Genomic DNA, 13,464 nt, shown 5'->3' on the forward strand with positions numbered 1-13,464 from the left:
ATGGAAAATAACAAAGTTTTAGAGGCTGTTGGATTAAGCAAATATTTTTATGATCCTGTAAAATTTCAAGTGTTGAAGGAAATTAGCATGAGCATCAATCACGGCGAGTTTGTATCTATTGTAGGAAAATCAGGTTGTGGAAAATCAACTTTGTTGTATTTGCTTTCCACGATGGATACAGATTATGACGGTGAAATATTTATTCACAATGAACTTGTAACAGGAAAAACTGACAAAGAATTAGCCTTGATTAGAAATGGAAAGATTGGTTTTGTATTTCAGTTTCATTATTTACTTGCGGAGTATAATGTCTTGAAAAATGTGATGCTTCCGGGAATGAAATTAGGTAAATATTCCAATCAGGAACTGGAACATCGAGCTATGGAACATTTGAAAACATTGGACATGCAAGACCAGACACTTAAAATGCCTAATCAGTTAAGTGGTGGACAAAAACAGCGTGTGGCTATCGCACGTGCTTTGATAAACGATCCGTTGATTATAATGGGGGATGAGCCTACAGGAAATTTGGACAAAAAAAATAGCGATTTAGTTTTTGATATTTTTAAAAAATTGACACAGGAACAAAATCAAACCTTGTTGGTCGTTACTCACGATACTGATTTTGCTGAACGGACTAATAGAATCATTACCATGGAGGATGGGAGTATTATTTCGTAAAACTATCTAACTATAATCTCATGTCTGTAGAGTAGTCCTTTAAGTCCTTCCAGAGAAAAAACAGCTTTCTTAATTTTGGTTTTGGTTGGATCAATAGTGTAGTTATAGCTTGTTTTGAAATTAGCTTTGTTAGCGATTGCTTTTGCAAATTCAGAACGGTATAAATCACAATTTTCAAATAGAACTTCGGTCAAATCTGTAGCCATAAAATCTACTGCAATTAAACTGCAGTTGGTAAAAGATGTACCTTTAATTTTTAGCGTATAAAATTTGGAGAAATCCAAAATACAATCATTAAAAGTAACTTCGAAAATTAATTTGTCGCACATGGCAAAATTAACATCTTTAATTTCACAATGATTGAAAGTTACAGTTCTAAAGGCTACATAATTGATCTTGGCACCGCTAAAAGTGCAATCGTTGAAGGTACAATCGATAAAGGTTACAGCTAGAAATACGCAGGAGGAAAAGTTACAGTTTGTAAACGTGCAACATTCAAATTCCTTAAAATTGACTTCCTCTTCGCTATAAAAGATGTTGTTGTACTCGAGATCTGATAAGTATTCTGGCATTATGGGTTTTAAATTCAGGTTTAATAGGATTGTGTTGCGGGACAAAGTAACAAAATTATGAATCTATAAAATTCAGGTAGGCAAAAAAATATTTTGAAATTTTAAACTCTTTCGTAATCACCTTTCCACTTAATAATCGCTTTTTTAATTGCTGTCCCTGTGATATTTTCATTCAAAGTTCTTTCGATAAGTGCTGGAAGTTCTTTATCTAGTGCAAACCGCAAGGCAAATAATTGATCATCATTCAATTGGTATTCAAAATCTTCCAATCTTTTTCCTGTAATAGAAAAATAGCGGTACCGAAGTTCCAATCGCACAATTCGGTTTTGCAATGTTAAGGCATAATGTTGACGCAACATAAATGCCAGGCAAAATAACACAACGAAAATCCCACTGATAAAAGTCCAAATTAATTGATCCTTAGTTGTAAAACTAAAATAAATGCTGAAGGACAACAATGCTATTATGATTGGATAATAGATAAAATGATGTGGTGGATAATACCGAATATGATTTTTGTAAGATTGTGTTTCCATGATTTTCTTTTAAAGGTAGTAAAAACAAGCTCTTTTGGATGAAACAAATTTTGTAATTGCAAAAAAACAACGTTAGATTCATTTCACAACTTTTTTTTATGGACTTTCTAGAGCGTGTTACTTCACTAAATTTTATACTTTTCTTCACAAAATGTATAACAACGGGTTGGAATAAAAGGATTAATTTTATGAAAATTAAAATTATGATACAGACTAAAGGATATGCAGTGCAAGATGCCAAGACAGATTTAGCTCCTTGGAATTTTGAAAGACGTGAAGTAGGGCCACATGATGTGCAATTTGACATTCAGTTTTGTGGCGTTTGCCATAGTGATTTGCACCAAATTAAAGATGATTGGGGCGGATCTATTTTCCCAATGGTTCCAGGACATGAAATTGTAGGGAAAGTTGTAAAAGTAGGAAGTCATGTTAAAAAGTTTAAAGTAGGGGATTTAGCCGGTACCGGTTGTTTAGTAGATTCTTGCAGGACTTGTGAAAACTGTCAGGAAGGACTTGAGCAGTTTTGTGTAAACGGTAGCACGGCAACCTATAATAGTTTAGAGCAAGATCATAAAACGCCTACTTATGGCGGCTATTCTAATACAATTGTAGTACATGAAGATTTTGTATTGCATGTTTCCGATAAATTAAATTTGGCTGCTGTAGCGCCTTTATTGTGCGCAGGAATTACAACATATTCGCCATTAAAACATTGGAAAGTAGGAAAAGGACACAAACTGGCTGTATTGGGATTGGGTGGCTTGGGACATATGGCAGTTAAATTTGGTGTGGCTTTTGGTGCTGAAGTTACTGTATTGAGTACTTCTCCTAAAAAAGAAGTCGATGCTTTAAAATTAGGAGCCCATAAATTTGTAGTAACTAAAGATGCGGAACAGTTAAAAAGTGTGAACGGTTATTTTGATTTCATACTTGATACGGTTTCTGCGCCACATGATTTAAATTTATATCTTTCATTATTAAGACGAGACGGTGTGCATATTTGTGTAGGAGTGCCACCTACGCCTTACGAAGTTCATGCTTTCAGCTTAATTGGAGGTAGAAAAAGTCTTGTTGGTTCTTTGATAGGGGGATTGCCGGAAACACAGGAAATGCTAGATTATTGCGCCGAACATGGAATCGTTTCAGAAATTGAAATGATTGATATAAAAAATATTCATGAAGCATATGACCGAATGACAAAAGGAGACGTACGTTATCGTTTTGTGATTGATATGGCTACACTTTAAACAAGATTTTAAAAGCAAAAACCCTAAACATTTTGATAATGTTTAGGGTTTTTTTGTGACCTTGACTGGATTCAAACCAGTAACCTCTTGAGCCGTAATCAAGTGCGCTATTCAGTTGCGCCACAAGGCCATTTTTTACAATTCGAGTGCTTATTCAACGCCTTATTGCGGGTGCAAATATAGGTATAATTGTGTAATTTGCAAGTCTAAATTTATAAAAAAGTAAAAAAATATGCCATTAAAGAATTACATACGTGATATTCAGTGGTTTCCTAAAGAAGGAATTTTGTTCAAAGACATCACTCCGTTATTAATTAACCCACAAGCGAGAAATAAATGCCTTGAAATATTGGTTTCAACAGTCAAAGATAAAAAAATAGACAAGGTAATAGGAGTGGAGAGCCGTGGTTTTTTCTTCGCGATGCTGATTGCACAGGAATTAAATGTAGGTTTTATACCCGTTCGGAAAGCTAAAAAACTTCCTTATAAAAAGATTTCAGCAACATATGATTTAGAATATGGAACAAATACTTTAGAAATTCACATCGATGCTATTCAAAAAGGAGACCGAATTTTGATTCATGATGATGTTTTGGCAACTGGAGGGACGGCCAAAGCGGTTTGTGAGCTGGTAGAACGATTGGGTGGTGAAATCGTGCAATGCAATTTCTTGATGGAATTGGCTTTTTTTAATGGAAGAGCAAAAATTAAAGGAAACGAGATTTTTTGCAGCAATTACGTATTAATCCAAAGCGCGGGTTGTTACATAATATCTATAGCCAATAATTGCCATTTGCCATTTCTTGGCTTTAGCCAAATCCAATAGCTGTTTAGTGAAACTTGGAAGAATGACTTTGTTAATTTGGGCTAAAATTTTAAACATAGGTAATTTTTTTCAAAGATATAAAAAAAGACGGTCTTGATGGAGACCGTCTTTTCTTTGATTAGTTATAGAATTATTTATTTTCTTTATCCAAATTGGACTGATACTCTTCCATTTGTTTATCAAAAATTTTCATTTTTTCATCAAAAGCTTCCATTTCTTTATTGAACGGTTCCATTTGTTTATCAAATTCAGCCATTTGTTTGTCAAAAGCTTCCATTTGAGGCTCTAGTTTTTTCATTTTAGCGTCATAGTCTTCCATTTTCTTTTCAAACTCTTTCCATGCTTTTTTATCTCCATTTACAGGATCTCCTTTTGGGACTTTGGGTGCTTTTGGGAATGCAGGAGCAACAGGAGCTTTAAATTTCATAACTGGAGGGGTAGGTGGTACTGGAGGAAGTGGCATATTCTTGTCCTGAATATACGTTCTGTTTTTGGTTATAATATGGATTATTTTTTCTTTTTTATTGACATCCATTTTGTCAATTGTATTTTGGTCTAATTGTAACAATTCATTTTTATCTGCTTTTTCGCCATTGATATAAATGTCATTTTCAGTAATTGTTTTGTGGAATTTTTTTGTAACTATTCTGATTTCTTGTTGATTGTTTTTTTTATTTACATCCATGCGCTCAATTTCATTAGGATCTAATTTATCCATATCATTTTGACTTACTTTTTCTCCATTAATGAAAATTTCTTTGTCAATAGAAAGCGTTTTATCTGATGATACCGTTATTTTATTATTTTTAATTTTTGCATCAATTTCAGCATCAGTGATATTAATTTTTCCTCCTTCATGCTTGATGTAAATATCTTTGATTGCATTCGAACTATGTTGTTTGTAAGTACCATTACCATATAAATTTCCATTGTAATTAACTGCTATTCCTGTGATTTCATTACTTGAATTACGTTCTATTTCAGAGAATACTAAATCGCAATTAAATTCTTTTTTGAAAAATTCAGCTTTCTTTTTTAGTTCTTCATCTGAAAAATTCTTGTTAATCGTTGTAACGACATCCAGTACACTTTTTGAGACATTCGGATTCGTTTTTTCCTGCGCAATAGTTTTAATTTGGAATAAGAATACAAATACCACTAATAATGGAAGTACTAAAGCATACTTCCAGGAATTCGATTTTTTTGATTGATTTTTGTTTAACATAACGATTCGTTTTTTGATTAATGATTGATAAAAATGATTGGTAATGGCAACACAATTCTCGTGTGTTGTTATTTTTAAAAGCGTGATTTGATAGGCTTTTTTGTCGAATATTTTCTTTGTGGCTTCATTGTCTGCAATGAATTCAAGGTTTTGTAAAATTGCTTTTTTATACCACCAAATGAATGGATTAAACCAAAATAGGATACAAAACAATCTCGAAATCAATACGTCAATGGTATGATTTTGTTCGCTATGCACTTTTTCGTGTTCCAAAATATTCTGTAATTCGGAGCTGCTGTATAATGACGAATTGTAAACGATAGTATTAAAAAAAGAGAAAGGAGCAACGTTTTCGGTTGTATCAATAAATTTAAAATCGGCTTGTTGTTGAATGGATTTTCCTTTTAAAACAGTATTTAAACTATAAAAATCAAAAGCAAATTTGACTAGAAATAAAACTATTCCAATTGTGTAAACAATTCCAGATATCAAATACCAATTTATCTCAAAAGCTTCATTTTCGACACTAGTTGTCACCGGAAATTTTGACCAGTCGATGTTTTTAGAACTTGATTCTACTATAATTCTTTTGGTATAAACGAGTAACGGCAAAACGACAGAAGTAAATAAACCCAATAGCAGAAACCAGCGATTACTGGTGAAAAAGGTTTCTTTTCGCAACATAAAATAATATGCCACATAAAAAAGTGCGATTAATCCGCTGGATTTAATGAGGTAAATGTATAGTTCTTCCATAACGATTCTTGATTTTATTCTGGAGTTATTTTTTACAGAAGAATTATTTTTCCTCTTGTCTACTTTCGATCATAATCAAAATCTCCCGTAATTCGGCAGCAGAAATTTTCTCTTCTTTAGCAAAAAAGGATACCATGTTTTTATAGGAACTATTGAAATAATTATCAATCGCAGTATTCATGAAGCGTTTTCTATAGTCTTCTAAACTCACGATAGGATAGTATTGATGGGTATTTCCAAAAGCATTGTGTGACACAAATCCTTTTTCTTCTAAGTTGCGTACAATGGTTGAAAGTGTGTTGTAATGAGGTTGGTCTTCAGTGATTTCTGCCATGACTTCTTTTACGAATGCTTTTTTGAGCCTCCATAAAATATGCATGATTTCTTCTTCTTTGTTCGTTAACTTTTGCATGATTTCTTTATTTAAATCAAATCTACAACTATATTTCTAGTTTAAAAACTATTTTTATAGTTATTTAACTAAATTTTAAGTTTGAAACTTAAACCGAAATTATTTAGATAAAAAAAATCGAATAATAATGTATCGAAAGAACCAGCTATTTATTTTCTATTTGAACGAGTTTCTGCAGCCAAATACAACCTAACACAGAAAGAAGTCCTAAGGTACCCATGAAAAACCAGTTGGTTTGGTAACCAAAATGTCCAATGAGTTCCAGTCCAGTCTTGGAACTCGCAATATGCGCTAAACTAAAACTCATGGTAAACAACGCCATGTAACGTCCTTCATGTCCTTTTGGAGCTCTGCTTAGAGCAAAAGAATTGGAGAAAGGAAAGATGAACATTTCCCCAAAAGTGATTATAATGATGCTGATTACTAATATTCCAGCCCAAGTGTTTATCAAAAGCAGGTAAAAACTAATGGACATGAGTACGCATCCCCAAAGGATAATTTTGAGTTTTTGAATATCTTTCCTTTGGCTAAAACTGACAATTGGCATCTCCAGAAAGAAAATTAATAATCCGTTCAAGGATAGTAACAGTCCGCTTTGAAATTCTGTAAGTCCAAATTTCTCATTGTGATACAATGGTAAAGTAGTGAAAAGTTGGAAGAACAACATTGCTGTCGCAAAACATACAAAAAGGAATATCCAGAATATTTTATCTTTGAAAACGGAAGCAGGGATTTCGGTTTCACTATTTATTGTATTTAAATCGGCTGGTTTTTTACGTTCTTTTACCAATAAGGCAAAAATCAAAATAGAGACAATACAAGAACTTCCATCGACCCAAAAAAGCCCACTATATCCTAAATTCATGATGATTAAACCTCCCAAAGCAGGTCCGGCTGTAAAACCTAAATTTACAGCTAGTCGTACTAAAGTTAATGCTCTGGTGCGATTTTCAGGTTTTGCATACGTGCCAAGGGAAACAAACATGGCAGGACGAAACATATCGGCAACGGTCATAATAACAAACATCCCAATACACAATCCCCAGAAAGTACGGATGTATTGGACTAAGAATAATAGGATTCCACTGGTAAATAAACTGAAAACCATGATTTTATAAAACCCAATTTTATCAGATAATTTCCCGCCTAGCCACGAACCTAACATGGATCCAAAACCAAAAGCAACCATGATCCATCCTACTTGAGCGTAGGAAAATTGTAAATCTTCTTTCAAATATTTGGATAGAAAAGGCAAAACCATCGTGCCGGCACGATTGATAAAAGTAATCAAAGTAAGAATCCATACTTCTCTTGTGAATCCTCTAAAATTATTAATGTAACGTTGGAAAGCGGTTTGGATCATATATAAAGTTCTAATTTTGCAAAGGTAGAAAACTTTGTAGTGTTGCGTCTTTGTAGCATTGTAACTTTTAAACTATTTTTGCTTAAAATTATAAAGACTATCCGCAAATAAGACAAAATATTTTTTTACCATTAAGAAATTAAGAAAATTAAGTTTTATTCTTAATGAACCTTAATTTCTTAATGGTTCAAGAGAAAATAACTTTATTTTTAGTGACAAAAAATAATCTAATGTTATTAAAAGCAGAAAGTCAAAAAGATATTAATATGAGAACGCTATTTACTTTGTTTCTTTTGGTTCAATTGAATTTTGGCTTTGGCCAAGAAAAATTTGATGTTTCGGCTGTAGCCAAATTTCAAACAGTGATAAACGCAGAATATGCTGATGCAAAGACAAGTCCTTTGTCTGCGGAAGATTTAGCGGTATTCAAAACGTTGGATTTTTATCCCATAAACGAGAAGTTCTTTGTGATCGCAAAATTTGTTAGAACAGAAAATGAAAAACCATTTGAAATGAAGACCACTGGGGAAAGAAAACCAATGTATGTGAAATACGGGGAAGCTTATTTTGTTTTAGAGGGAAAAGATTTTAAACTGAATATTTATAAAAACATTGAACTTTCAAAGAAAAAGGAGTATGAAGACTATTTGTTTTTACCGTTTTCAGATTTGACTTGTGGAAATGAAAGCTACATAGGAGGGAAATATATTGATATGAAAGTTCCTAAAGGTGAAACGATGGTTATTGATTTTAATACTTCGTATAATCCGTATTGTGCTTATAGTCACAAATATTCCTGTCCAAAAGTACCTTTGGAAAACGATTTAAATATCGAAATAAAAGCAGGAGTTAAAAAATTCCACAACTAATGAAGTTCTTTAATTTACATACCCATAAGTTTACCAATCAATCTGATGTCTTAGAGTTAGTCAATCAATATCCATGGGAATTTGATGAAACGATCCCATTTTATTCCATTGGAATTCATCCTTGGTTTATTGTTGAAGAGCGTCTTGAAAATGATTTTGCGATAATCGAAAGTAAACTGCAAGAATTGGGTTGCCTTGCAATAGGCGAATGTGGACTTGACAAACGAATAGAAGTTCCATTGGAATTACAGCAGTTTGTTTTCGAAAAGCAATTGCTTTTGGCACAGAAATATCAAAAACCCGTTGTGATTCATTGTGTTGCCGCTTTTCAGGAATTAATTGAAACTGTGAAAAAATTAAATATTACGGTTCCAATATTAATTCATGGATTTTCCAAAAGTGAACAGCTAGCGAAACAGTTATTGGAAAACGGATTTTATATTTCTTTTGGGAAATATTTATTGCAATCCCGAAGTTTCGGGACAGAATTGGAAGCTGTTTTCAGAAACATGCCGAATGATCGATTTTTCTTAGAAACGGATACGGTTGACGAAAGTTTAGCAACCGTTTATGCTTTAGCAGCAAAATATAAAGGAATTTCGGTAGAAGAAATTCAGAAACAAATAAATAGTAATTTTAATACTGTTTTTAACCAAATAAACAGATAACCAAATTAACGAATAAACTTTAATTATGGCAGAGTGGACAGAAAGAGCCGAACTTTTATTTAAAAAAGAAGGTTTAAATAAATTGCAAAATGCAAATGTACTAGTCGTAGGACTTGGTGGTGTGGGATCTTTTGCGGCTGAATTTTTGGTGAGAGCAGGAGTGGGGAAAATGACAATTGTAGATGGAGATGTAGTTGATATTACCAATATAAACCGACAATTACCAGCTTTGCATTCTACGGTAGGACAACCTAAAGTTACGATTGTGGGCGATCGATTAATGGATATTAATCCAGAATTAAAATTGACTCGGGTGCAGGAATTTCTTTCGCCCGAGCGTTCTTTTGAAATTATTTCGGAGGAATTTGATTATGTTTTGGATTGTATTGACAGTGTGACTCCAAAATTGAATTTGATTATTGCAGCCAAAAGAAAAAGAGTGAAAATCATAAGTAGCATGGGAGCTGGCGGTAAGATGGAAGCTTCTAAAGTAAAAGTAACTGACATTACTAATACCGTCAATTGTTTCTTTGCAAAAACAATCCGAAGACGTTTAAAAGAATTTAAAATTGATAAATTGAAAGTCGTTTTTTCTTCTGAAATTCAAGATGAATCCAGTTTAAAAATGACTGATGGTTCCAATTTTAAAAAATCATTTTATGGAACGAACAGCTATATGCCGGGATTATTTGGTTTGTATGCTGCAGAAAACGTGATTCGGTATTTACTTAAAAAAGAGTAGTTTTTAAGGTTTTAATCACGGTGTTTTACTTGGATTCCTAGAAAGGAATCTTCCTAAATTAACGAATCTAATAATCTAAGAAGTCTAAAAATTTAAAAATATAAAAAATGATACAAACAGTGATTTTTGACATGGACGGTGTAATTGTTGACACAGAGCCAGTTCACCGTTATGCATATTTCAAACAATTTGAAGAACTAAATATTGCTGTTACGGAAGAAATGTATACCTCATTTACAGGTTTTTCAACAAGAAATACATTCCAGACTTTGAAAGAAGCTTTTCAATTGAATCATGATGTTGAGGATTTAATTCAAAGAAAAAGAAAAATCTTTAACGATGTTTTTGATAGTAAAGAAGACTTAGAATTACTGGAAGGCGTTGAAAACTTAATCAAAGAATTACATCAGGATGGAATGCAATTGATATTGGCTTCTTCTGCTTCTAAAGTTACCATTGAGCGCGTTTTTGCGCGCTTTGGGCTGCATCAATATTTTACGCATGTCGTGAGTGGTGAAGATTTTCCTAAATCAAAACCACATCCGGCAATTTTTGAACACGCGGCGAGTTTATCGATTGCTCCAAAGGAAAATTGTATTGCAATTGAAGACAGTACTAACGGGGTTAAAGCTTCAAAAGCTGCTGGGATTTTATGTGTGGGTTATAACAGCATTCATTCAAAAGACCAAGATTTATCAGAAGCAGATGTAGTAATCAATCATTTCAATGAATTAGGTTTTAATGAAGTGAGAAATATTGATTCCAAATTAAGGAATAATTAACATTTAAGAATAGCTGAATTTGTAAATTTGGAGAACATAAAAATCAAAACCATGAAAAATATTCTAATTGCATTTGCTATCATTATTGCAAATTTCACCATTGAAGCACAGGTTAAAACACCGCAAGCCAGTCCTAGAGCTATAATCAATCAAACCGTTGGTTTAACCCAAGTTGAAATTAATTATTCCAGACCAAGTGCCAGAGGAAGAGCCGTTTTTGGGAATTTAATCCCTTTTGGAAAAGTATGGAGAACTGGAGCTAATGAAAATACAACAATATCATTTAGTGATGATGTAGTTATTGATGGTAAGACTCTCAAAAAAGGTAAATATGCTTTGTACACTGTACCTAAAATAGAAAGCTGGGACATAATATTTTACTCCACGACTGATAATTGGGGAAATCCAGAAGTTTGGAACGAAGCTAATGTCATATTAAGAACAACTGTAAAGGAAGAGACTTTGCCAAAACCAGTTGAAACTTTTACCATCGGAATAAGTAATTTAGATAATAATTTTGCCAACTTAGAAATGTATTGGGAAAGTTCTTATGTAGCTTTAAAATTTGATGTACCTACTCAAAAAACGGCAATGGCAAGTATAGAAAAAGCATTAGCAGGTCCAACTGCAGGTGATTATTTTTCTGCGGCACAATTTTTATATCAATCAAATGGCGATAATGCTAAAGCATTAGTTTATGTAAATAAAGCGTTAGATATGAATCAGGACAAACCATTTTTTTACTACCGTTTAAAATCATTGATACAAGCAAAACTTGGTGATAAAAAAGGAGCTATTGAAACTGCTAAAATTTCATTGGCTTCAGCTGAAAAGGCAAAAAACCAAGACTACGTAAAAATGAATAAAGAAAGCATAGCAGAGTGGAGTAAAAATTAATGCTTTATTTTTTAACTAAATAGAAATCCCGTCTCGTTAATTTCAAGACGGGATTTTCTATTTTAAATGATTAATTTATAAAAGGTCTTACTGTTAAGCTACTGCTTTTTCTTTTCTAAAAATAGTCGTTTGTAATATTGACGAAATTATAATTGTTAACATTGCTCCAATAAAATTCAACCAGAGATAACCCAGTTTTTCTTCGCCGCTTGGGTAAATATAAATCGCATAATAGTATATAACAAAAATTGTAATTTGGCTAAATACGGCGCTATAAAATATAGCTTGAGACTTTACCTGTTTAACATAAAATCCTACCAGAAAAATTCCAAGAACTGTTCCGTAAAAAATAGATCCGATTATATTTACTAATTGAATCAGATTTTCAAATAAAGTACCAATACAAGCAAAAAGAATAGCGACAATTCCCCAAAGCAGCGTAAAAAACTTAGTGGCATTCAAATAATGCCTTTCTGATTTTTCTTCTTTTAGATTGCGTTTGTAAATGTCAATTGCTGTGGTTGACGCCAGTGCATTCAGTCCAGAAGCTGTTGAAGACATGGCTGCGGAAATAATAACTGCCAGTAATAAACCAATAAGGCCTTTAGGTAAGTAATGCAGGATAAAGTGAAAAAAAACATAATCCTTGTCGTTAGTTTCGCTGCCACTATCGGCTTTTAGAATAATTTCTTTAGCTCGATCTCTTAAATCTTTTTCCTTATTGGATAAAGTTATTAATTCTTTTCGAAGAATTGGATTGTCATAATCTTGATTTAACTGATCGATATAGAGTAGATTAATCACTTTTTTGTCTTCGGATAAATCATCCAATTTTTTTTCCAGTGTGTGATATTCTCCCTTAAAGGCGGATTTCTCAACTATTATTTTATTATTTGGATTAAAATTCAATGGAACTGGATTGAATTGAAAAAAAACAAAAACCATGACTCCAGTAAGTAAAATAAAGAATTGCATAGGAACTTTTAAAAGACCGTTCATGATCAATCCCATTTGGCTTTCCCGAACGGATCTTCCTGATAAATAGCGTCCAACCTGAGATTGATCAGTACCAAAATAAGCTAATGCTAAGAAAAAACCTCCCGTAATACCACTCCAAAAAGTATATTTTTCTTCTGGATCTGTTGAAAAACTAACAATATTCATTTTATCATTTGCACCAGCAATATGCAAAGCGTTAGTAAAAGTCATATCATTTGGTAAGTAATGTAAAATCAGAAAAAACGTGATTAACATTCCAGACATGATTACAAACATTTGCTGTTTCTGAGTCACGTTTACCGCTTTTGTTCCACCGGAAAAGGTATATATGATGACCAAAACGCCAATAATAATGTTCATAATGGTTAAATTCCAGCCTAATAATGCCGATAAAATAATGGCCGGTGCATAAATGGTTAATCCAGTTCCTAATCCTCGTTGAAACAGGAAAAGTATTGCGGCCAGAGAGCGGGTTTTAAGATCAAACCTTTTTTCAAGGTACTCGTAAGCAGTGTATACTTTTAATTTATGATAGATTGGTATGAAAGTGACACAAATAACGACCATGGCAATAGGGAGTCCAAAATAGAATTGTACAAACCCCATTCCATCATGATAGGCTTGCCCAGGTGTCGATAGAAACGTAATGGCACTGGCTTGGGTTGCCATAACCGAAAGTCCGACAACATGCCAAGGGGTTTCGTTGCTGCCAAGAATAAAATCTTCTACATTTTTACTTCCTTTGGTTTTCCAAGCGCCATAAATAACAATAAATAATAGTGTGACTATAAGTACAATCCAATCAAATAGTTGCATAAGTTAAGAGTATAAGTGCATTATTAGATAAAAAATCAAAATATAGATGGCGTTGACTACAAGAACACAAGTG

General features: G+C 32.9%; 14 protein-coding genes, 1 tRNA gene and 1 pseudogene. 8 read left to right on the forward strand and 8 right to left on the reverse strand.

Annotated elements, in window-relative coordinates; all coding sequences use genetic code 11:
• Positions 1–681: an ABC transporter ATP-binding protein gene (locus ACFX5F_RS05765; RefSeq protein ID WP_379850785.1), complete on the forward strand. Its 681-nt coding sequence runs from the start codon at positions 1–3 to the stop codon at positions 679–681.
• Positions 682–683: 2 nt separating this feature from the next.
• On the opposite strand, the gene ACFX5F_RS05770 is transcribed toward ACFX5F_RS05765, so the two are convergent.
• Positions 684–1,253 carry a pentapeptide repeat-containing protein gene (locus tag ACFX5F_RS05770; protein WP_379850787.1) on the reverse strand — a complete coding sequence of 190 codons (570 nt, stop codon included), beginning with the start codon at positions 1,251–1,253 and terminating at the stop codon, positions 684–686.
• Between the two features lie 101 nt (positions 1,254–1,354).
• On the reverse strand, positions 1,355–1,789 hold the full coding sequence (locus ACFX5F_RS05775) for a DUF6526 family protein (RefSeq protein WP_379850789.1): 435 nt from the start codon (positions 1,787–1,789) through the stop codon (positions 1,355–1,357).
• A 203-nt stretch (positions 1,790–1,992) separates the two neighbouring features.
• Between ACFX5F_RS05775 and ACFX5F_RS05780 the strand changes: the two genes are divergently transcribed.
• Entirely contained in the window at positions 1,993–3,036 is a 1,044-nt protein-coding gene (locus ACFX5F_RS05780; protein WP_379850891.1) for an NAD(P)-dependent alcohol dehydrogenase, read from the forward strand.
• 56 nt (positions 3,037–3,092) lie between these two features.
• On the opposite strand, the gene ACFX5F_RS05785 is transcribed toward ACFX5F_RS05780, so the two are convergent.
• A tRNA-Arg gene (locus ACFX5F_RS05785) sits at positions 3,093–3,166 on the reverse strand.
• Positions 3,167–3,268: 102 nt separating this feature from the next.
• Between ACFX5F_RS05785 and ACFX5F_RS05790 the strand changes: the two are divergent.
• Positions 3,269–3,763, forward strand: a pseudogene (locus ACFX5F_RS05790) (adenine phosphoribosyltransferase); the annotation flags it as partial.
• Between the two features lie 15 nt (positions 3,764–3,778).
• Here the strand turns inward: ACFX5F_RS05790 and ACFX5F_RS05795 are convergent.
• From ACFX5F_RS05795 to ACFX5F_RS05810, 4 genes are all read right to left on the reverse strand, one after another.
• Positions 3,779–3,919 carry an SsrA-binding protein gene (locus tag ACFX5F_RS05795; protein WP_379850791.1) on the reverse strand — a complete coding sequence of 47 codons (141 nt, stop codon included), beginning with the start codon at positions 3,917–3,919 and terminating at the stop codon, positions 3,779–3,781.
• Positions 3,920–3,992: 73 nt separating this feature from the next.
• Positions 3,993–5,843 carry a M56 family metallopeptidase gene (locus ACFX5F_RS05800; RefSeq protein WP_379850793.1) on the reverse strand — a complete coding sequence of 617 codons (1,851 nt, stop codon included), beginning with the start codon at positions 5,841–5,843 and terminating at the stop codon, positions 3,993–3,995.
• 43 nt (positions 5,844–5,886) lie between these two features.
• Positions 5,887–6,255, reverse strand: a complete 369-nt coding sequence (locus ACFX5F_RS05805) for a BlaI/MecI/CopY family transcriptional regulator (RefSeq protein WP_379850795.1) — start codon at positions 6,253–6,255, stop codon at positions 5,887–5,889.
• A gap of 145 nt (positions 6,256–6,400) precedes the next feature.
• Positions 6,401–7,618: an MFS transporter gene (locus ACFX5F_RS05810; RefSeq protein WP_379850797.1), complete on the reverse strand. Its 1,218-nt coding sequence runs from the start codon at positions 7,616–7,618 to the stop codon at positions 6,401–6,403.
• A gap of 230 nt (positions 7,619–7,848) precedes the next feature.
• Between ACFX5F_RS05810 and ACFX5F_RS05815 the strand changes: the two genes are divergently transcribed.
• The 5 genes from ACFX5F_RS05815 to ACFX5F_RS05835 all read left to right on the forward strand — a co-directional run bounded on the left by ACFX5F_RS05815 (position 7,849) and on the right by ACFX5F_RS05835 (position 11,576).
• Positions 7,849–8,487 (forward strand): DUF1684 domain-containing protein, encoded by a 639-nt coding sequence (locus tag ACFX5F_RS05815; protein WP_379850799.1) that lies wholly within the window; start codon positions 7,849–7,851, stop codon positions 8,485–8,487.
• Complete coding sequence (locus ACFX5F_RS05820; protein WP_379850801.1) at positions 8,487–9,155, forward strand: TatD family hydrolase; 669 nt, start codon at positions 8,487–8,489, stop codon at positions 9,153–9,155. The genes ACFX5F_RS05815 and ACFX5F_RS05820 overlap by 1 nt, the downstream gene beginning before the upstream one ends.
• 25 nt (positions 9,156–9,180) lie before the next feature.
• Positions 9,181–9,897 (forward strand): tRNA threonylcarbamoyladenosine dehydratase, encoded by a 717-nt coding sequence (locus tag ACFX5F_RS05825; RefSeq protein WP_379850803.1) that lies wholly within the window; start codon positions 9,181–9,183, stop codon positions 9,895–9,897.
• A 107-nt stretch (positions 9,898–10,004) separates the two neighbouring features.
• A complete protein-coding gene (locus ACFX5F_RS05830; RefSeq protein WP_379850805.1) occupies positions 10,005–10,679 on the forward strand; it encodes an HAD family hydrolase in 675 nt (224 codons plus the stop codon).
• Positions 10,680–10,730: 51 nt separating this feature from the next.
• Positions 10,731–11,576: a DUF2911 domain-containing protein gene (locus ACFX5F_RS05835; protein WP_379850807.1), complete on the forward strand. Its 846-nt coding sequence runs from the start codon at positions 10,731–10,733 to the stop codon at positions 11,574–11,576.
• Positions 11,577–11,669: 93 nt separating this feature from the next.
• Here the strand turns inward: ACFX5F_RS05835 and ACFX5F_RS05840 are convergent, their stop codons facing one another.
• The gene (locus ACFX5F_RS05840; RefSeq protein WP_379850809.1) at positions 11,670–13,391 is read right to left on the reverse strand and encodes a sodium:solute symporter family protein; all 1,722 of its coding nucleotides are present in this window, start codon (positions 13,389–13,391) and stop codon (positions 11,670–11,672) included.
• Positions 13,392–13,464 lie beyond the last annotated feature (73 nt).

Origin of the sequence: Flavobacterium zhoui (assembly GCF_042787235.1) — a bacterium.
Classification (GTDB): Bacteria; Bacteroidota; Bacteroidia; order Flavobacteriales; family Flavobacteriaceae; genus Flavobacterium; species Flavobacterium zhoui.